This is a genomic window from Parvibaculum lavamentivorans DS-1, from assembly GCF_000017565.1.
Taxonomy (GTDB): domain Bacteria; phylum Pseudomonadota; class Alphaproteobacteria; order Parvibaculales; family Parvibaculaceae; genus Parvibaculum; species Parvibaculum lavamentivorans.
The window spans coordinates 1,697,979-1,716,781 of record NC_009719.1; the positions used below are offsets into that span (position 1 = coordinate 1,697,979).

The following is an 18,803-nucleotide window of genomic DNA, read 5'->3' on the forward strand; positions in this document are numbered from 1 at the left end:
CGAGCCGCTTTAAGTGTGAGTTAACCATGGCCGGGCCACCCTTTCCCCGTCGCGGCTTTGCGCGGCGAGGGAATGGGGGTTCTCATGTTCGACAAGGTTCAGCGGGACCGTTTCTGGCTGGTGCTCGGCGCCATTCTGATCGGTCTCTTCGTCATGCAGAAGGAACGCGGGCTCGTCGAGCCGAGCCAGGCTTCCGCCTATGATCGCGGCGGCATGACCTATCTGGTCGAGCAGACAAGGGCGATCCCCACCGTGTCGCGAACCGCCGCAAAGCCTGTGGCGCGGCCACAGGTCCAGATGGCGTCCTGGAGCGACGATCCCTATGCCGGCCTTGTCACCGGCTCGATTTCCGCCACGCCGCCGAAGCCGCTTGTCCGTCCGGGGCGCGACAGTTCGATACGCGTCGCCTCGCTCGCGCCGGTGGCGTCCGGCTCTTACTACGTGCAGCTCGGCGCCTATAGCGGCATAGACCGCGCCAGCCGCCGCTATTTCGACATTCTGGGCCGCGAGCCCGATCTCAAGGGCGATCAGCGCGTCTCGATCGACACCGCCCACATATCGGGCGAGCAGGTTCACCGCGTCCGCATGGGGCCCTTTGCCAGCGAGGCGAGCGCGCGTGCCGCTTGCGCGCGTGCCGTCGTCCCTGCGGATGAATGCGCGGTTGTGGCCCTTAACTGACGGATTTCCGCTGCCCTTATGGACTTCCGGGCCAATTTCACTGTATAAGGCCCGCCAAAGGCCGTGGGCTCAGGGCGATCTTCGTCCCGCCGCAGCCAATATCTTGTTTTCAAAGCCTTTTTCGTGAGGGCAGGGCCCCGGGCATTTCCGGCCGGACCGTTCCCGCGATGCAATCGGAGCCTGAAGCATATGGCCGTCCCCAAGAGGAAAACCACCCCGTCGAAGCGCGGCATGCGCCGTTCGGCCGATGCGCTGAAGCAGCCGGCCTATGTCGAGAACCCGGATTCGGGCGAGTTGCATCGTCCGCATCATGTCGACCTGAAGAGCGGCATGTATCGCGGCAAGCAAATCCTGAAGCCGAAGGGCGAATAAGCCTTACTGGCTTTGCCGATGTTTTGAACGCCGCCTTTCGGGGCGGCGTTTTCATTTTCCGGGTCAGGCTTCGAGCGCCTTCAGCGCCGCCGCGCAGACATCGCGCGACTGCGCTGTCACCATGTCCTTCCAGTCGGCCTCATCGACATAGAAGGCGTCGCGGGTCTTCTTCGCGATTTCCGCTGCTTTCGGGTTCTTGTGGCCGCCATTCTGGTGCAGCCAGTTGTCGGATTGCAGCGCCACCGTCACTTCGCGGATCGGCACCGTTCCGAATTCGAGGCCGCCCGACGTCACTTCGCGCCCGGCGAGCTCCTCGGCAAAGCAGACGGGGATCGAGCCCGGCACATCGGAAGAGACGGAGCCGCCGCCCACCGTCGAGCGGACGATCGGTCCCCACCAGGCTTTCATCCGTTTGAAAGTGTCCGCCGTTTCGGGGTCCGTGCAGATCATCTCACCGGCGCCGCGCGCGCCGAGGCCGGTATGGATATCCACGAATATCACGCGCTCCGCCGCGCCCATTTCCTCGCGGATGATCTTCCTCAGCGTGCGGTTCGACCAGACCGGTTCGCGCCCGCCGAACTGCACTCCGTCGGCATGCGTATACTGGCCGGCGCTCAGCGCGTGCTGCATCGCCGGGTGTCCGTGCTTCTCGGCATAGGCTTTCATTTTGTCCCGGCTTTCAGCCATCGTTTCCGGCGACAGGTCGGGCGGGTTGATCGCGCTTGCCAGTTCCTCGTAGCCGGGGTTTTCCGGATGCGGTTTGGAGTGATCGAGGAAGTTGCGGTTGAGGTCGACATTGTCCTCGTTCACCCGCCGATTCCATGCAAAGCCGTAAGGGTTGATCGCATGGATGAAGATGATGGCCGTGTCCGGCGGCAGGTTGCGTCCGAAGCCCTCGCTCAAGAGCGCCGTCTGTACGCCTGAGCCGCAATAGCCTTCGACGCCATGCGTCCCCGAACCGATCCCGAGAACAAATCTCGCATCATCCGGCCCCAGCCGCGCCACATCCGTCGCCAGCTTTTCCCCGTCCGGTCCCGCCATCGGATGTTCGTGATGGTTAACGCGCGCCCCCGCCGCCTCCGCCGCCGCCAAAAATCGCCGCCGCGCCTCCGCATAGCTCTGTGAGAAATGCGCCGCAGCGTTGGTCATGCTCATCCGGAAGCTCCGTTTGATAGCGGATTATGGTGCGATTGTGCTAGAGTGGCACATGTAGAGCCGGTTTGTGGGGCAAAAAGAGGGATATGACATGCTAGGCACGTTGCCGCTGATGGCCATCGCCATCATTGCTTACAACATCATCGTCTACCTAACCGGCCTGACGATGGATTCGCAGATCACGACCATCACCCTCATTTCCGGAGCAATGTGGACGATCACCGTCGGCGATCTGCTTCTTTTCCTCGGATTGATGTTGCTCTTCCTCGAACTCATCAATTCGACGAAGACCGGGGCATCGACCATCGTCAATCACGCGCTTTCCATGCTTGTGCTGCTGATTGCGCTGGTGCAGTTCATTGTACTGCCGCAGTTCGGCACCTCGACATTCTTCATGCTGGTCCTGTTGGCTTTGTTCGACGTGGTTGCCGGCTTTACCGTCACCATCACCGCCGCCCGCCGCGACTTCACGGTTGGCGAATAGATCTCAGTCGTTCTCGTCCGCGGCATCGAGCAGGAGCTCGTAGGCCGCGGCGAGACGCGCGGTCATCGGGTGCGCGGGGATAACCCGTCCGTCAATCCGCGCCAGCGGCACCAGCCCCATCAGGCAATTGGTGAGAAAGGCGCCCGATGCATGAGCGATGCGGGCCGGTGCAATTTCGTCTTCGCTTGTTTCTATCCCCATATCGGGCGCGAGTTCGAGCAGCGCCGCCCGCGTAATGCCGGGCAGTATGCCGCAGCGCTCCGAGGGGGTGATAAGTCTCTCGCCTTCCCACAAAAAAATATTGGCCGCGCTGGCGCAGGCCAGGTTGCCGCTTGTTTCGAGCATCAATGCTTCATCCGCACCCTTCATCCGCGCTTCTTCCTTCGCGAGCACATTGTCGAGATAGGGCAAGGCTTTCAGCCGCGCGGCGGGCGACCAGGGGTTACGGCGCGGCGTGGCGATAATCGCGTTCAGACGCTCCGGCGGATTGGGCGCCGCCGCACAGGAAATCATGACGGTCGGCGATGCGTTTGCAGGCAGGGCGAGGCCGCGCGGGCCGGGACCGCGGGTCAGCGTCAGCCGCAGCGACGCGCGCGGCGCCGAGTCGAGTTTATTCTCCTCGAGCAATGCCTTGCAGGCTTCCTCGACATGCACGGGTCCGAACGGCATTTCGATGCCGATCATGTCGGCGCCGCTCACCAGCCGCATCAGGTGCTCTTCGAAGAACGAGATATGCCCGTTCCGCGCCAGCATCGTTTCGAAAAGCCCGTCGCCGAGCAGAAAGCCACGGTCCGCGGGATCTATGCGCGCTGCTTCCGCTTCCATTATTGCGCCGCTGAGCCAGATTTTCATGCTGTGCGCCTCACTTCGCCAGGCGTCGCACCCGCGAGCTTCAGGAAGTTCGCGAGGAGTGCATGGCCATGTTCGGTCAGCACCGATTCCGGGTGAAACTGTACGCCGAAAATCGGCAGGCTCTGATGTGCGAGCGCCATTGGAATCCCGTCTTCCGTGCGGGCGGTTTCGCGGAGGGGGCCTTTTTCGGCAATTTCTGCGATCAGCGAATGGTAGCGGCCGGCAGTGAACGGGCTCGGCAATCCGCTGAAGATATCCCCACCCTCATGCAGAATGCGCGAGGGTTTGCCATGCACCGGCTTCGGCGCGCGATGGATGCGCCCGCCAAACGCGGCTGCAATGGCCTGGTGGCCAAGGCAAACACCGAGTAGCGGGATCTCATGTTCGGCTGCGGCCGTGACCAGCGGAATGGAAATCCCTGCCTCCTCCGGTCCGCAAGGGCCCGGCGAGAGAATGATCGCCTCAGGCTTCAGCGCCAGCGCTTCCGCAACGCCGATCTCGTCCGTCCGGATCGTCCGCCGCTGATAGCCGAGCTCGCCGACATAACGCGCGAGGTTGTGAACGAAGCTGTCGAAATTGTCGATGACGAGGATCATGCATGCGCTCCGGACAAGGCGGGGCTTTCAGCTTCTTCGGGTGCGGCGCCGAGCGCGCGCCGCATATCGCGCGCCTTGGCAAGTGTTTCCTCATACTCCGAGGCGGGATCGGAATCCGCCACAATTCCTCCTCCGGCCTGAAAGGTAACGCGGTCTCCCTTCACGACCAAGGTGCGGATCGAGATGGCGGTGTCCATGCCGCCATTCGCGCCGAGATAACCGACGGCGCCGCAATAAGGTCCGCGCGTCGTCGGCTCAAGCTCCGCGATGATCTCCATCGCGCGTTTTTTCGGTGCGCCGGTGACGGAGCCGCCAGGGAAGCAGGCCGCAAGGAGATCGGCCGGCGTTTCGCCCTCTCTCAATTGTCCCCGCACCGTCGATACGAGATGATGCACATTGGCAAAGCTTTCGAGTTCGCAGAGCTTCTCGACAACCACGGAATGATCGGCGCAAACGCGGGATATATCATGCCGCAAGAGATCGACGATCATCACGTTTTCCGCGCGATCTTTCTCCGATTTCAGGAGTTCGGCCGCGAGGCGGCGGTCTTCCTCCGGTGTTTGTCCGCGCGGCCGCGTGCCCTTGATGGGCTTTGTCTCGACGGCGCCGCCGCTGCAGGCGAGGAAGCGTTCCGGCGACGAAGACACGATCGCTCCCTCTCCAAAATTGAAGAAGGATGAGAAAGGCGCGGGGCTTGCGGCTCGCAGCCGCAGGTAGAGCGAATAAGCATCATCCTCCGGCGACAGCCGTGCCTCGAAGCGTTGCGAGAGGTTTGCCTGAAAAATATCCCCGGCATGGATGTAGTCGATGACGCGCGACACGGCTTTTTCATAAGCCTGCCGCGAGAAATTCGAGACTATTTGCCCAGTACCGGCCGACGCCGCGCGGCTAATGCTCGGCAGTTCCTCGATGCGGGAGCGGATTTCGGTCAGGCGCCGTTTTGCCCGGTCCGGTTCGCCTCCCGGCAAACCGGATGAGATGATGAAGGCGCGACGTGCGCAAAGATCGAAAGCCAGGACGACGTCGTAGAAACCGAGCGCCATGTCCGGAAGGTGCTGGTCGTCGATCGCGAAGGGCTTTTCCTCAGGCGGCAGGCGCTCCAGCGTGCGTCCGAGCCCGTAGCCGAAGAAACCGGCTGCCCCGCCGGAAAACGGCGGCAAGGAGGGCGAGGGCGCCTGTGCGGCGAAACCCGCGAGCTTGGTCTTCAGCGCCGCGAAAGGATTGGCGATCTCGCCTGGACGCAGAACCAGCCGGTCGAAGGGATCGAATGCGATAAAGCTCCAGCGGCCATGCAATGCAGGGTCGCGGTCCGGCCCGGCTGTCGCGCTGTCGAGAAGCAGGGCGAAAGGCTCCGCCGCCAGCGCATGAAAGAGTTCATGCGGCGCGCGCCATCCGATCTCTGTCACGAGCGGTTCGTTCACCTTTTGCTACCTTCCCGGCTGACGAACTCAGTTCGAAGGCGGCTCGATGGTCATGTCGCCTGCGGTATCTGCGGAATCCTTGGAGCAGCTTCCGCATTTTCGCGGTTCGAGCCGGGCGAGCGGCCCTCTCGGTTTTCCGCCGGCGCCTGCCGATGTCACCTTCATGTCCTGCACGCGCAGGAAATCCAGCAGAAGCCCGCTGACAAGTTCAGGCTGCGCGAAGGTGATGTTATGCCCGGCGGCGGGATAGGACCGAAGCTGTGCCTCCGGCATGAGTTCCATCAGCCTTGTCGAATATTCATACGGCACGATTTCATCGGCTTCACCCCAGATCACCAGAACGGGCACTGCCGAGCGGCCGACTTTCGCGAAGGAAGCTTCCGAAGCTGCCAGGGGATAATGCCGCATGGTCGACAGCAACGCATCGCCATAGCCGCGATATTCCAGTTGCCGGTTGAAGCCTTCCAGGAAGGCGCCGGGGTTCGGCGCGCTTTTGGCTTCCTGTGCGGCGGCGCTGTAGAACAGGCGCGTGCCGAAAAGCCGGACGATCCAGTCTCCCAGCAGCGGCCGCTTCAGCAGTTCCACATTGTCATCCATCGCAACGCCGAGGCCTGCGGGCGCTATCAGCGTCAAGGAGCGCACGCGTTCCGTGTGGCGGGCAGTGAATATGGTGGCGATGGCGCCGCCCATCGAATAGCCGACGAGATCGATGCGCCTGTCGACCTTCAATGCGTCAAGCAGGTTCACGAGTTGCCGGTCCAGAAGCTCGGCATCATAGACCGCGCGGGGGCGGTCTGAGAGGCCGCGGCCGAAATTGTCATAGGCGAGCACGCGGTAGCCGCTTTCCGTCAGCGGTTTGAAATAGTTGTCCCAGACGAAAGAGGGGGTCGAGAAGCCGTGGACAAGCACGACCAGCGGTGCGTCCTCAGGGCCTTCCAGCCGGTAATGCACGGTGCCGTCGGCGGTTTCGATGAAGCTGTAAGCCAGGCCCTTGGCGGCGAGAGAGGAGCGGGCTGCTTCGTCGAGGATCGGCCGGGCGCGGCCGGCGGCCCAGAAACTCACCAGCATGATGAGAAGCAGCGCCGCCGTGAGTATCCCAACGCCCTTCAAAATTGCCATTGTGTCGCTACCGTTTGTTACGCGCGGTCACTGTCAGTCTTCCCTTGCGGAAGGCTGAAGAGCCCGCAGTCTAGTGCGTCGGCGGAGCGTCTACAAATGCCGCAAGCGGGCCGGGGCAGGGTTGCAGCATGGCAGAAATGCGGGCTTGATGCGGGCGAAACGGCAGGCAGACGCTCGTCCCTCGCGCGCCGCCGATCTCAATCGACGGGACTTCAGGGAGATCGATATGACCAGTGCTTTCAAGGACCAGGTGCTCGCCGGCAAGACAGCTTTCGTCGCCGGCGCATCGAGCGGGATCAATCTCGGCATTGCGCAGCATTTCGCGCGCGCCGGCGCGAAGATCGCGCTTATCAGCCGCAGCCACGAAAAGATCACCGCAGCGGCAAAGACGATCAGCGACGAAGGCTTTGAAGCGATCGGGATGGCCGCCGATGTGCGGGATTTCAATTCGGTCGACACAGCGATGAAACAGGCGAACGACAGGTTCGGCAATTTCGATATCGTGATTTCCGGTGCGGCGGGCAATTTCGTGGCGCCGGCGCTCGGCATGTCGTCCAATGGCTTCAAGACGGTCGTGGATATCGACCTCATCGGTACATTCAACGTGCTGCGGGCTTCCTTTCAGTATCTGACGCGGCCCGGCGCTTCGCTCATCTCGATCACGGCACCGCAGGCGGTCAACCCGTCGCTTTTCCAGGCGCATGTCTGCGCCGCGAAGGCGGGCATCAACATGCTGACGAAATGCCTTGCGATGGAGTGGGGCCCGGCCGGTGTACGGGTGAATGCAATATCCCCGGGTCCGATTGCCGATACCGAGGGCATGGCGCGCCTTGCGCCGACGCCTGAAATGGAAAAGGCGATCAAATCCCGCATCGCGCTGCGCGATTATGGCACCAAGACGGATATCGGCGACATGGCGCTGTTTCTCTCCACCGATAACGCCAAATATATCACCGGCACCATTGTCGATTGCGACGGCGGGTCGAAACTCGGCGATGCCGGTACGGATGCGCTTGGCGAATTCAAGTAGTTCAAAAAAGTATGGGAGGAGGAAAACAGATGGCGAAAGCGGAAAGGATATCCCCGGCGGACTTCACCTGCGTTCTCTATGAAGTGCGCAATCATGTCGCCATTATCACCATCAATCGCCCGGAACGGCGCAATGCGCTCAATCGCCGTGCCTATGATGAAGTGGAGGCGGCGTTCCGCGCGGCTTCCGCCGATACGGATGTCCGCTGCGTGGTTGTCACCGGTTCCGACCCTGCTTTCTGCTCTGGCGAAGACGTGAAGGAGATGATGACGGGCGAGGAACACGGAAAAAGCGTTCAGCGCCTCACCGCTGTCCGGCCGGAGCCTACCCCTGCGGCCGTCGCCGCGCTTGAATGCGACAGGCCAGTCATTGCGGCCGTCAACGGCGCCGCTGTCGGGTGGGGCATGGAGCTCACGCTCTTCGCCGATATTCGCATTGCCTCGGAACAGGCGAAGTTCGGTGAGATATTCATCAAGCGGGGGCTTATCACGGATGTCGGCGGCCTCTGGCGGCTGCCGGCCATCGTAGGACCGGCAAAAGCGGCGGAGCTACTCTTTACAGGCGATGTCATCGGCGCGAGAGAAGCCGAGCGTATCGGCCTCGTAACGGAGGTAACGCCGCATGACCAGCTCATGGAGCGGGCGCTTGCGATGGCCGATCGCATTGCGGTCAATGCGCCGCTGGCACTCCGCTTCATGAAGGAAGGGCTCCGCCGCACCGCCTATGGCGACCTCCGCGAAATCGGAAGCTGGGTCAGCGGCACGCTGGGCAAGCTTTTCGAAACAGAGGATCATCGGGAAGGCGTAAAAAGCTTCCTGGAGAAACGTGCTCCGGTTTTCAAAGGACGATGAGGGAAGGGCATGGCGCTTTTCTTCGATCAGGAATGGTTCGATACGAAGCTGAAGGCGTCGGGCCTTACCCGAGACGATTTGGCGGCGGCGCTTCTGCTCACCAGAAGCGAGATCGATGAAATATGGAAGGATCAGCGCGAGCTGAAGCCGAATGAGGTGGCGATGCTTGCCCGCGTTCTCGGGGCTCCTGCCGCGGATGTGGTGACGCGGGCGGGCATTGCAACGCCATCGCCCGCTCCGGCGAAGGCCGGTCCTTCCGATGCCGCGCTCATGGAGAAACTCGAGGAGATGGAAGCGCGGCTGGTGAGGATCGAGCGTGCCATCGCCGACTTGCAATCGCTTATCCTCGCGACACGACAAAACTGAGGTTCTCATGCGTGATTTTCACCTGCCCGGCCGTTCCACCGTTCACAGCGTCAACGGCATGTGCGCGACTTCGCAACCGCTGGCGGCGGAAGCGGCCATTTCCATTCTGAGGGCGGGCGGCAATGCCGTGGATGCAGCCATTGCTGCAAGCGCGGTTCTCTGTGTGGTCGAACCCTACAATACCGGCATAGGCGGGGATTGTTTTGCGCTGCTGTCGAAGAAGGGAAGCGGGGATATTGTCGGCCTCAACGGCTCCGGCCGTTCACCGAAGGCAATCTCGCTTGAAAAACTCAAATCGGCCGGTGTCGACGCGCTGACACTCAACAGTGTCCATTCCGTCACCATACCCGGTGCAATCGATGCATGGGCAAGACTTCTCGCCGATCATGGCACGATGGAGCTCGGCCGTGTTTTTGAACCTGCAATCCGTCTCGCGGAGGAAGGCTTCGCGGTCGCGCCGCGGATTTCCCTCGAATGGAATTTTCTGAAAGGCCATATCGCGAAGGATGCAGATGCGCTTGCACAGTATACCGTCAACGGTAACGCGCCATCACCCGGGGACAAGTATCGTCTGCCGGCCCTCGCGAAGACACTCCGCCTCATCGGCGAGAAAGGCCGCGATGCGTTTTACGAAGGTCCCGTTGCCGAAGACATGGTGAAGAAGCTCAATGCGTTGGGCGGCTTTCATACGCTTGAGGATTTCGCAGCGACGAAATCCGACTATGTGACGCCGATCAAGACGAGCTATCGCGGCCGCGACATCTATGAAATTCCGCCGAACGGGCAGGGCATCACCGCGCTTGTCATGCTGAACATTCTGTCGCGCACAGGTCTCGATGGTCTCGATCCGAAAGGCGCGCTCCGTTTTCATTACGACATGGAGGCCGCCCGTCTCGCTTACGACATGCGGGATAAGTATGTCGCCGACCCTTCATTTCGCGAGGTTCCCGTCGATCATCTTCTGTCGGAGCAGGTCGCGGCGGAACTTGCCGCGCGCATCGATCCCGATCGGCGGATCGCCGACCTGTCGTCGCTGCGGGATCCCCTCAATCGCGAGACGGTCTATCTCACCGTGGTCGACAAGGATCGCAACGCCGTCTCCTTCATCAACTCGCTTTTCTTCGGCTTCGGCGCGGGCATTCTCGCTCCCGGCTCCGGCGTCATGTTCCAGAACCGGGGATCGGGTTTCGTCATGCAGGAGGGGCATCCCAACTGTGTTGAAGGCGGCAAGCGCCCGCTTCACACGATCATTCCAGGCATGATGGTGGAGAACGGAAAAGCGGTGATGCCGTTCGGCGTGATGGGGGGCGCCTATCAGGCAGTGGGGCATGTCTATCTTGTCACCAACATGCTGGACTACGGGATGGATGTGCAGGAGGCGCTGGATTGTCCCCGGGCTTTCCCCGGGGCGAACTGGCTCGATCTTGAACATCCTGTCTCGGCGGAAGCGCGGGAGGGCTTGCTTGCGCGGGGCCACGAAATCCGGGACACATTCCTGCCGCATGGCGGCGGTCAGGCGATTGTAATCGACCATGAACGCGGCACGCTGACGGGCGGCTCCGATCCTCGCAAGGACGGGGCGGCGATCGGCTACTGATTTTCAGAAGTTCAGAGTTTGCGGTCGTGATGGCCGGTGCGGAGCGTTTCCGCCAGAAGATCCGGCAGCATGTCGGCGCCGATGTAAGCGCTTGTCGCCTGATGGCGTTCTTCCGCCTTGCGGGCCGGGGAACGCGGCCACGGCCAATGCTGGTCGACATATTGCGCGAGAAAGGCGGCGACGGGGCGTGTTCCGGTGAGAGGAACATGACCGAGGCCGGCGTGACTTGCGATCTCACGCTGCGCCATGGGGGCCGGTTCGATGCGCTTTGCGCGCGGCGCGTCTTCCGCCCGCCGGGACGGCCCCGGCAGCGCGCGCTGCGTTCCTCTTATGCGCTCAATCCCCGACATTCAGTCTCACTTAACTTTAACCGCAAGCCCGCGCGTGGCCGGGCAACTCACCTGCGGTATGGAACGCAAGAAACCTGCCATGAATTGGGGGAGCGCGGGAGGGGCCGGAACCGCCATAAACGTTTCAGATCGGTACGTTGTGCCGAATTAACGAGATTTATTAAAGCTTTAGTCGTTATGACGCTTTTCTAAATTTTAACGGCTGCCGCGCAATTATCACCGCAACGGACGCAGAAGTGTTCGTCATGGGCGAAGTGCCTGAGTAACGAGATTACGGCAGGAGCGGTGTTTTGGACTCGAAGACGCAGGATGCGCGCAGAGTCGGTGGGCCTGACGACCTAAACCCAACGGGAGCGCAAACAGACGATTTGTTGATGAACGCGGTGAAAGCCGTGGGCGATGCTGCTTATCGCTGGTCCATCGACGATGACCTCTTGTACTGGGGACCGGGCTCCGAAATTCTCCTCGGCATTTCCGAGATCTCAAAAATATCCACACATAGGGATTTCACGTCGCGTCTCGTGACGGACGGGCCGAGCCGTTATGAAAGCATTTGTCGCTCGCGCGAAAGCGACGCAGGTTCTGGTGTTCCCTACAATCTCGAATACAGAATTCGCGACGATTTTGGCGGCATGCGCTGGGTCGAGGATCGTGGCCGCTGGTTTGGCGGCCCGGATGGGGCGCCCGCCTTCGCGGTGGGAGTGCTACGTGCGATCGACGAGCGGCACAAGCGCGAAGAAGAACTCGTGCGTCTTTCCACTTATGACGAGCTGACGGGGCTATTGAACCGCGTTCGTCTCAAGGAAGCCCTCACAGACGCGATGATCGCGGCGCAGCGCGGCCGTCAGAATTCCGCTTTTCTGCTCGTTGCCGTGGATAATCTTGCACTCGTCAACGACGCCTTCGGCTTCGATGTGGCCGATGAGGTGATTGTCTGTGTCGGCGAGCGCCTGCGCGGCCTGGCGCGGCGCGGCGACTCGCTCGGCCGCTATGCGGGTAACAAGTTCGGACTCGTTCTGCCCAACTGCAATGAAGAGCGGCTCAGTGCGGTCTGCGACCGTCTTCTGGCAGAGGTGCGCGACAAGGTCGTGATGACGGCGCGCGGTCCCGTCGCCGTTACCGTGTCGGCGGGCTCGATCGCGCTTCCCGGTCATGCATCCAGCGTCGATCAGGCATTGGCGCGCGCGGAAGAGGCTCTCGTTTCCGCCAAGCAAAGGCTTCGCGACAGCCATGTTGTCTATGCGCCGTCACGCGAGCGCGAGAAGACAAGGCTTCGCAACATCAACGTCGCGGATGAACTTATCACCGCTCTCAACGACAAGCGTATTCGTATCGCCTACCAGCCCATCGTCGATGCAACGACCTGTGAGCCCATGATGTACGAGTGTCTCGTGCGCATGGAGCAGCCGGATGGGAACATTGCGGCGGCGGGCCATTTTGTGCCGGTGGCGGAAAAGCTCGGCCTGATCGGCTTGATCGACTACCGCGTGATGGAGCTTGCGGTGGAGACGCTTCGCGCGCGTCCCGACGTCAAGCTTTCGCTCAACGTGTCCGGGCGCACGACAGGCGATCGTCTGTGGCGGGACACGCTCGCTTCGCATCTGGACAGGGACAAGCACCTCGCCGAACGGCTCGTCATCGAGATTACCGAGACGGTTGCCATTCACGAGGTCTCGGAACTGACCGATTTCGTAGCAACGTTTCGCGAGCTTGGATGTCAGATCGCCATCGACGATTTCGGCGCCGGTTACACCTCGTTCCGCAACCTGAAGACGCTCGATGTCGACATGGTGAAGATCGACGGCTCATTCGTCATCGATCTGGCGACCAATCCCGATAACCAGTTTTTTGTTCGGACGCTCGTCGACCTTGCGCGCAATTTCAATCTGCCGACCGTGGCGGAATGGGTGAGCAACGAGGAAGAAGTGGTGATGCTGAGGAATCTCGGCGTCGAGTATCTGCAGGGTTTCTATCTCGGCGAGCCGCGCATGACCCTGCCGCGTCCATTGGCCGGCATCGACACAAAGCGGACGGTGGCCTGAGGGCTAGCTATTTCTTCGACAGGGCCTCGAGCTGCGCCTGCATTTGCGCTATCTGGCGACGAAGTTCATCCAGTTCGCTATCGCGAGGCTCGGCTGCCGGCGTTTCCGTCGGCTTTGCGCCCTTGGCCTCTTCCTTCGCTTCGCGCGAAGAGGCGCTGCCCCGCCCGAAGGGCGTGAACATGCGCATGGCGTTGTCGAACATTTCGAGATTGTGGCGGATCTGATCCTCGAACTGGGTCAGGCGCTCACGCCCCCCAAGAACATTCGTCACACGATTGCGCAGCTTCTCCTGCTCCTTGGAGAAGCTGTTCATGCTCATTTCGAGATAGGAGGGGATAAAGCTCTGGAGGCTGTCGCCATAGAAGCGGATCAGCTGCCTGAGGAAATTGATCGGCAACAGGTTCTGGCCTTTGCCCTCTTCCTCGAAAATGATCTGCGTGAGGACGGAGCGGGTAATGTCCTCGCTCGTCTTGGCGTCCCGAACCACGAACTCCTGGCCCTTTTTCACCATTTCGCACAGATGGTCGAGCGTCACATAGCTCGACGTCGCTGTGTTGTAGAGACGGCGGTTCGCGTATTTCTTGATAACGATGACGTCATCGTCCGTGGATGAAGTCTTTTTTGCCACGGCTTTCCCAATCTCTCGCTAGCGATGTTGCTGCATCGGGGCCCGCATTCTAAAACTGCGGCAAATTGCGGCCGCCGAGGCCCCTTGCCCCCTGTCTTTTGGCATTGTGACGCGGTATTGTTGCACTGCGCAAGTCCCGCATTGCGATGCACAGAAAAAGACGGCCTGAGGGCATGCCGCCCTGCCGGCTGGAGCATCCCTTGCGCTGAAGACACAACCGAACGGCCTGCTGGGCCGGGCCAGGGAGCAAGCCATGAGCAAATCCGGAACTGAAGTGGTTATTGTTGGCGCGGCGCGAACGCCTGTCGGCGCGTTCAACGGCACGCTGTCCAGCCTTCCTGCGCATGAACTCGGACGGGTGGCCATTTCAGCCGCCATCGAGCGGGCCGGGATCGACAAAGCCGAGGTCTCGGAAGTGGTTATGGGGCAAATCCTGCAAGCCGGCCAAGGGCAAAACCCGGCGCGGCAGGCCTCCGTCAATGCCGGACTTCCGGTGGAGGTGCCCGCCTGGGGCGTCAACCAGCTCTGCGGTTCCGGCCTTCGCGCGGTCGCCCTCGGTTATCAGGCGATCGTTAATGGCGACAGCGAGATTGTGGTGGCCGGCGGGCAGGAAAGCATGAGCCAGGCCCAGCACTCCGCCTATTTGCGGGCCGGCCAGAAGATGGGCGCGCTCGAATTTGCCGACACGATGATCAAGGACGGGTTGTGGGATGCTTTCAACGGCTACCACATGGGCCAGACGGCGGAGAACATCGCCGCGCGATGGCAATTGACCCGCGACGAGCAGGACGCTTTTGCCGTCGCCTCGCAGAACAAGGCCGAAGCCGCGCAGAAGGCCGGAAAATTCAAGGACGAGATCGCAGCTGTCACGATCAAGGGGCGCAAGGGCGACACCGTTATCGACATCGACGAATACATCAAGTCGGGCGTAACGCTTGATGGCATCAAGGGCCTGAAACCGGCCTTTCAAAAAGACGGCGGTACGGTTACGGCCGCCAATGCTTCCGGCATCAATGACGGGGCCGCGGCCGTCGTGCTGATGGGCGCCGACAGGGCGGCAAAAGAGGGCCGCAAGGTTCTGGGCCGTATCGTTTCCTGGGCGCATGCGGGCGTCGATCCGGCGGTCATGGGCACGGGGCCGATCCCGGCTTCCCGCGCGGCGCTGAAGCGCGCCGGATGGACCATTGACGATCTTGACCTCGTGGAAGCGAACGAGGCCTTTGCCGCACAGGCGCTCGCCGTCAACAAGGATCTCGGCTGGAACCCCGATATCGTCAACGTCAATGGCGGTGCCATTGCCATCGGCCATCCGATCGGCGCCTCGGGCGCCCGCGTCTTCGTCACGCTGCTCCACGAGATGGAGAAGCGGAACGCGAAGAAGGGTCTTGCCACGCTGTGCATCGGCGGCGGTATGGGCATCGCTCTCTGCGTGGAGCGCGACTGACGCGACTGGGAAATATTGCAAGGGCGCGATTGAGATCGCCGTCCGAGCGGAACGCTGGCTATTCAGAACAGGGACATTCCACAATGAGCAAAGTAGCGCTTGTAACCGGCGGTACGCGAGGCATCGGTCATGCAATCTCGCTGGCGCTCCGCGACGTAGGCTACACCGTTGCCGCGAATTATGCGGGCAATGAAGAGGCGGCTGCTGCCTTCACCAAGGAAACCGGCATAAAAAGCTACAAGTGGAATGTTGGCGACTATGATGCTTGCGTCCAAGGCATTGCCTCGGTCGAGGCCGAGCTGGGCCCGGTCGATGTGCTTGTCAACAATGCGGGGATAACGCGCGACGGCATGCTGCACAAGATGACGCTGGCGCAATGGCGCGAGGTTATGAGCGTCGATCTCGATTCCATGTTCAATATGTGCCAACCGCTGATCGCCGGCATGCGTGACCGTGGTTTCGGGCGCATCATCAATATTTCGTCGATCAATGGCCAGAAAGGCCAGATGGGGCAGACGAATTATTCGGCGGCCAAGGCCGGCGTCATCGGCTTCACCAAGGCGCTGGCGCAGGAAGTGGCGAAGAAAGGCGTGACGGTGAACTGTATCGCGCCCGGTTATGTCGACACGGATATGGTGTCCGCCGTGCCGGAAAAGGTGCTTGAGGGCATTATCTCGACAATTCCAGTCGGGCGGCTCGGCAAGTGCAACGAGATCGCGCATTGTGTGAAATTTCTTGCCGACGAGAATGCCTGCTTCGTTACCGGTGCAACCATCACCGTCAACGGCGCGCAATATATCGCGGGCTGAAGTCTCTCGCCGTAAAGCATAAAGGCCGGTCCTCAGGATCGGCCTTTTGGTTCATCCGTATCGCTTGTGCGGTCAACCCGTACCGGATTCCGCCGCCATCAGCTCGTCATATTCCTGATCGCGGCCGGGCCGTCCGGGTGTCGGGTAGACCCAGGCGTCGACCGGGCCGACATCCACATGAACATAAGGCGTCTTTGTGGGATAGAAGCCCGCGCCGCCGCGTCCGAGCTTCCTTGCCACGCGATAGACTTCCTCGGGGTCGAGAAAGTCCTGCGTGATGTCCATCGCCATGCCGCGCATATGGAAGCTGCCGGGATCGACACCATTGCCGCGCGCATCGAGCCAGGCATTGGTCTTTTCGGTGCGATAGCCCGACATGGTGTAGATCGGATTTTTCGAGCGCGTGTTCTGGTCGATTTCCCAGAGAAGGTCGAGGAGGCGGGGGTCTGTCGGAGCGGATTTGTTTTCACGCAGGTCGCGCATGAACCATTCGACGCGTTTCAGTGCCTCCGGCAGATAGTCGCCATCGGCCCAGTAGACGAGATCGAGCTTCTCCCCGGAGTTCAGGCTTTGCATCCTCAGCGTGCGTTTATACGGCGCGTCCGCTCGCAAGATCGAAGGTGCCGCGAGCAAAACGGCAGCTCCAGCGCCCAATGCGAGCACGTCGCGGCGCGAAAGCAGTGAGTTTCTCGATCGGGCACGATTTTTCATAAGAGAAGGCTAGCGGAGAGGCGCCGGGGGTTCAAGCGACGGCTCGATGATGGTACCGAGAAGGACCGAGGCGGCATCCGCTCGCCGGACGGGCCCGATCAGAGGGTCCTGAGCGCCTGCCGCCATTTCGCGCCCGCCCGGTTCCGGCACCATCTGCACAAAGCTGTAGCCCTGCTGCCGCATCGCCATGATGAAATCGGAGAGCATTTCGGCCGTCCGGGGCTTGGTGTCGTGAAGGATCAGAATGCCCCTGCCGACGGAAGCGATGTTGCGGATCGCGCGGATGCGCACCTGTGCCGAGCTGATGGACTTCCAGTCATCGGCGCCGAATTCACAGGAGAAGGTCGCCACGTTGCGCTGCCCAAGCCATTCGATCAGGGATTTACTGTCATTGAGGCCAGGAAAGCGAAAAAAAGGGGCCAGCCTGTTCCGGTCTTCTTCCGGTGCCCGCGAAAGCGCGGCCTCGACGGCGGCAAACCCCCGTCTGATTTCCCGCTGCGCTTGCGTGGCCGAGAAGGGGCGCAAATTGTTTGGGTGGGACCATGTATGGGTGCCGATCGTATGACCGCGCGCCGCAACCTCGCGCACGATCTCAGGATGACGTTCGGCATAGATACCGACCATGAAGAATGTCGCCTTGACGCAGTGCCGGTCCAGAATATCGAGAATGCGCCGCGTGGTTTTGGGATCTGGCCCATCGTCGAAGGTAAGCGCGACCTCCTTGGGGCCGAGGCCGACCATGCGCGGATACTGCATGCCGCCATAGGCGGGTCCGCCTTTTGTCGGTACGCCAATGACCGGCGTTTCCGTCTGACATGTGTGTGCGGCGGCCGCTGCTGCCGGCGGCGCCGTCCAAAGTGCTGCGGCTGTCGCAGTCAGGATCATCAAAAGAAATTTCAACTGGCGCCCCCATCTTCTCGGCCGGTCCGCCAAGGCTCGCCGCCCCGTCGCCAGGTTCAGTCTAGCCGGAGCTGGACAAGTAGACAGGGCAAAGCCGCAACAGTCGGGAGGCGAACGCGGTTAACCCGGCTGCCAGCCCGGCTCCGCCATCTCGAATCCGCCAAATTCAAAGCCCGGCGCGACGGTGCAGCCGACAAGTGTCCAGAGGCCAAGCGGCTCGGCCGCTTGCCAGATGCCTGCGGGCACCACGAGTTGCGGGCGCTCCCCCGCATCGAGGTTGCTGCCGAGAATGCGCGTCTCTGCCTCGCGGCCTTCTTCGTAGAAGGAAAGAGCCAGAGGTCCGCCTCCATACCAGTGCCAGATTTCGGCGGCGTCCACGCGGTGCCAGTGCGAGCGCTCTCCTTCCTTCAGCAGATAATAGATGGCAGTTGAATAGGCACGGGTGCCGCCCGCCGGATCGCGAAAGGTTTCGGCGAAATAGCCGCCTTCAGGATGAGGCTTCAACTGGAGAAGTTCGATGATGCCGTCGGCGTCGAGGCCGGTATCCAATGTCATGTCAGAAATTGTCCTTCCGTTTGCGGGTTTCGGCGAACACATCGACGTCAGCGGCGGTCTCAAGCCCGATTGTCCGGCGCAAATCGGCGCTTGCGGCGCGCAGGAAGGGGTTGGTCGCCTTCTCGAGACCGATGGTCGTCGGCACGGTCCACTCGCCTCGCGCCCGCTTAGCGTCGATTTCTTTCGCGCGGGCAATCAGCGCTTCGTTCTGCGGTTCGACGGAGAGTGCGAAGCGGGCGTTCGATTGCGTATATTCATGGGCGCAATAGACGACCGTGTCGTCCGGCAGGGCCATCAATTTGCCGAGCGACGTCCACATTTGCTGCGCCGTCCCCTCGAAAAGGCGGCCGCAGCCCAGCGCAAACAATGTGTCGCCGACAAAGGCAATGTGATCGTCGTCGAAGCTGTAGGCGATGTGGCCGCGCGTGTGCCCCGGCACGTCGAGAACGCGGGCCCGGGCGGCGCCGAGCTCAACTATATCGCCTTCCTGTACAGCGCGGTCGATGCCGGGGATAGCTCCCTCTTCGCCCTTCGGCCCGATGATTGTGCAGCCCGTCTTCTCCTTCAGCTCCGCATTGCCGCCGGCATGGTCGAAATGATGGTGCGTATTGAGGATATGGGTGAGTTTCCATCCCTTTTCCGCCAGTGCATCAAGGATCGGCTTCACCTCCGGCGTATCGATGGCCGCAGTCATTCCCGATGAAGGTTCGTGAACAAGATAGCCGTAATTGTCACTCAGGCAGGGAAACTGGTGGATCTGGAGCTTTGTCATTTTTCCTCCCAGCGCCGCCAATGGGCTGGCTGTTTCAGGTGCTTTTGCATCCTGTTAGCGCGATCTGATGT

The 18,803-nt window shown here is 61.4% G+C and carries 21 protein-coding genes; 10 read left to right on the plus strand and 11 right to left on the minus strand.

All coding sequences use genetic code 11. The features are described 5' to 3' along the window. The first annotated feature begins 84 nt into the window (after positions 1-84). Positions 85-678 carry an SPOR domain-containing protein gene (locus tag PLAV_RS07890; protein ID WP_012110465.1) on the plus strand — a complete coding sequence of 198 codons (594 nt, stop codon included), beginning with the start codon at positions 85-87 and terminating at the stop codon, positions 676-678. 189 nt (positions 679-867) lie between these two features. Continuing rightward, positions 868-1,050, plus strand: a complete 183-nt coding sequence (gene rpmF, locus PLAV_RS07895) for a 50S ribosomal protein L32 (protein WP_012110466.1) — start codon at positions 868-870, stop codon at positions 1,048-1,050. Between the two features lie 63 nt (positions 1,051-1,113). Here rpmF and PLAV_RS07900 read toward each other — a convergent pair whose 3' ends face one another. Then, on the minus strand, positions 1,114-2,205 hold the full coding sequence (locus tag PLAV_RS07900; RefSeq protein ID WP_012110467.1) for a M14 family metallopeptidase: 1,092 nt from the start codon (positions 2,203-2,205) through the stop codon (positions 1,114-1,116). A 91-nt stretch (positions 2,206-2,296) separates the two neighbouring features. Here PLAV_RS07900 and PLAV_RS07905 point away from each other — a divergent pair, with 91 nt between their 5' ends. Then, positions 2,297-2,689 carry a hypothetical protein gene (locus tag PLAV_RS07905; RefSeq protein WP_012110468.1) on the plus strand — a complete coding sequence of 131 codons (393 nt, stop codon included), beginning with the start codon at positions 2,297-2,299 and terminating at the stop codon, positions 2,687-2,689. Between the two features lie 3 nt (positions 2,690-2,692). On the opposite strand, the gene PLAV_RS07910 is transcribed toward PLAV_RS07905, so the two are convergent. Genes PLAV_RS07910 through PLAV_RS07925 form a run of 4 tightly spaced genes read right to left on the minus strand, consistent with a single transcriptional unit; the run spans position 2,693 to position 6,677 of the window. Continuing rightward, positions 2,693-3,541, minus strand: a complete 849-nt coding sequence (locus tag PLAV_RS07910) for an aminotransferase class IV (protein ID WP_012110469.1) — start codon at positions 3,539-3,541, stop codon at positions 2,693-2,695. Beyond that, positions 3,538-4,137: an anthranilate synthase component II gene (locus tag PLAV_RS07915; protein ID WP_012110470.1), complete on the minus strand. Its 600-nt coding sequence runs from the start codon at positions 4,135-4,137 to the stop codon at positions 3,538-3,540. The genes PLAV_RS07910 and PLAV_RS07915 overlap by 4 nt, the downstream gene beginning before the upstream one ends. After that, positions 4,134-5,558, minus strand: a complete 1,425-nt coding sequence (gene pabB, locus PLAV_RS07920; RefSeq protein WP_041535911.1) for an aminodeoxychorismate synthase component I — start codon at positions 5,556-5,558, stop codon at positions 4,134-4,136. The genes PLAV_RS07915 and pabB overlap by 4 nt, the downstream gene beginning before the upstream one ends. Positions 5,559-5,585: 27 nt before the next feature. Continuing rightward, positions 5,586-6,677: an alpha/beta fold hydrolase gene (locus tag PLAV_RS07925; protein WP_012110472.1), complete on the minus strand. Its 1,092-nt coding sequence runs from the start codon at positions 6,675-6,677 to the stop codon at positions 5,586-5,588. A 226-nt stretch (positions 6,678-6,903) separates the two neighbouring features. Between PLAV_RS07925 and PLAV_RS07930 the strand changes: the two genes are divergently transcribed. The 4 genes from PLAV_RS07930 to ggt are packed head-to-tail and all read left to right on the plus strand — an operon-like array spanning position 6,904 to position 10,521. Continuing rightward, positions 6,904-7,707 carry an SDR family oxidoreductase gene (locus tag PLAV_RS07930; RefSeq protein WP_012110473.1) on the plus strand — a complete coding sequence of 268 codons (804 nt, stop codon included), beginning with the start codon at positions 6,904-6,906 and terminating at the stop codon, positions 7,705-7,707. A 29-nt stretch (positions 7,708-7,736) separates the two neighbouring features. Further along, on the plus strand, positions 7,737-8,558 hold the full coding sequence (locus PLAV_RS07935; RefSeq protein WP_012110474.1) for an enoyl-CoA hydratase/isomerase family protein: 822 nt from the start codon (positions 7,737-7,739) through the stop codon (positions 8,556-8,558). A 9-nt stretch (positions 8,559-8,567) separates the two neighbouring features. After that, complete coding sequence (locus tag PLAV_RS07940) at positions 8,568-8,924, plus strand: transcriptional regulator (RefSeq protein ID WP_012110475.1); 357 nt, start codon at positions 8,568-8,570, stop codon at positions 8,922-8,924. 7 nt (positions 8,925-8,931) lie between these two features. Further along, entirely contained in the window at positions 8,932-10,521 is a 1,590-nt protein-coding gene (ggt, locus tag PLAV_RS07945) for a gamma-glutamyltransferase (RefSeq protein WP_012110476.1), read from the plus strand. Between the two features lie 11 nt (positions 10,522-10,532). On the opposite strand, the gene PLAV_RS07950 is transcribed toward ggt, so the two are convergent. Continuing rightward, positions 10,533-10,871, minus strand: a complete 339-nt coding sequence (locus PLAV_RS07950; RefSeq protein ID WP_012110477.1) for a hypothetical protein — start codon at positions 10,869-10,871, stop codon at positions 10,533-10,535. 374 nt (positions 10,872-11,245) lie between these two features. On the opposite strand from PLAV_RS07950, the gene PLAV_RS07955 reads away from it, so the two are divergent. Beyond that, positions 11,246-12,913, plus strand: a complete 1,668-nt coding sequence (locus tag PLAV_RS07955) for a putative bifunctional diguanylate cyclase/phosphodiesterase (RefSeq protein ID WP_049767740.1) — start codon at positions 11,246-11,248, stop codon at positions 12,911-12,913. Positions 12,914-12,920: 7 nt separating this feature from the next. Here the strand turns inward: PLAV_RS07955 and phaR are convergent, their stop codons facing one another. Continuing rightward, positions 12,921-13,541 carry a polyhydroxyalkanoate synthesis repressor PhaR gene (phaR, locus tag PLAV_RS07960; protein WP_012110479.1) on the minus strand — a complete coding sequence of 207 codons (621 nt, stop codon included), beginning with the start codon at positions 13,539-13,541 and terminating at the stop codon, positions 12,921-12,923. Between the two features lie 253 nt (positions 13,542-13,794). Here phaR and PLAV_RS07965 point away from each other — a divergent pair, with 253 nt between their 5' ends. Together PLAV_RS07965 and phbB are read left to right on the plus strand one after the other, a co-directional pair. Continuing rightward, positions 13,795-14,985, plus strand: coding sequence for an acetyl-CoA C-acetyltransferase (locus tag PLAV_RS07965; protein WP_012110480.1), 1,191 nt, complete (start codon positions 13,795-13,797; stop codon positions 14,983-14,985). A gap of 83 nt (positions 14,986-15,068) precedes the next feature. Further along, positions 15,069-15,794 (plus strand): acetoacetyl-CoA reductase, encoded by a 726-nt coding sequence (gene phbB, locus PLAV_RS07970; RefSeq protein ID WP_012110481.1) that lies wholly within the window; start codon positions 15,069-15,071, stop codon positions 15,792-15,794. A 72-nt stretch (positions 15,795-15,866) separates the two neighbouring features. Here the strand turns inward: phbB and PLAV_RS07975 are convergent, their stop codons facing one another. From PLAV_RS07975 to gloB, 4 genes are all read right to left on the minus strand, one after another. Beyond that, positions 15,867-16,505: a peptidoglycan L,D-endopeptidase MepK gene (locus tag PLAV_RS07975; protein WP_083762529.1), complete on the minus strand. Its 639-nt coding sequence runs from the start codon at positions 16,503-16,505 to the stop codon at positions 15,867-15,869. A 9-nt stretch (positions 16,506-16,514) separates the two neighbouring features. Beyond that, on the minus strand, positions 16,515-17,405 hold the full coding sequence (locus PLAV_RS07980) for a polysaccharide deacetylase family protein (protein ID WP_049767742.1): 891 nt from the start codon (positions 17,403-17,405) through the stop codon (positions 16,515-16,517). Between the two features lie 120 nt (positions 17,406-17,525). Then, positions 17,526-17,960: a cupin domain-containing protein gene (locus PLAV_RS07985; protein WP_012110484.1), complete on the minus strand. Its 435-nt coding sequence runs from the start codon at positions 17,958-17,960 to the stop codon at positions 17,526-17,528. Position 17,961: 1 nt separating this feature from the next. Next, positions 17,962-18,732, minus strand: a complete 771-nt coding sequence (gloB, locus tag PLAV_RS07990) for a hydroxyacylglutathione hydrolase (RefSeq protein WP_012110485.1) — start codon at positions 18,730-18,732, stop codon at positions 17,962-17,964. Positions 18,733-18,803: the final 71 nt, after the last annotated feature.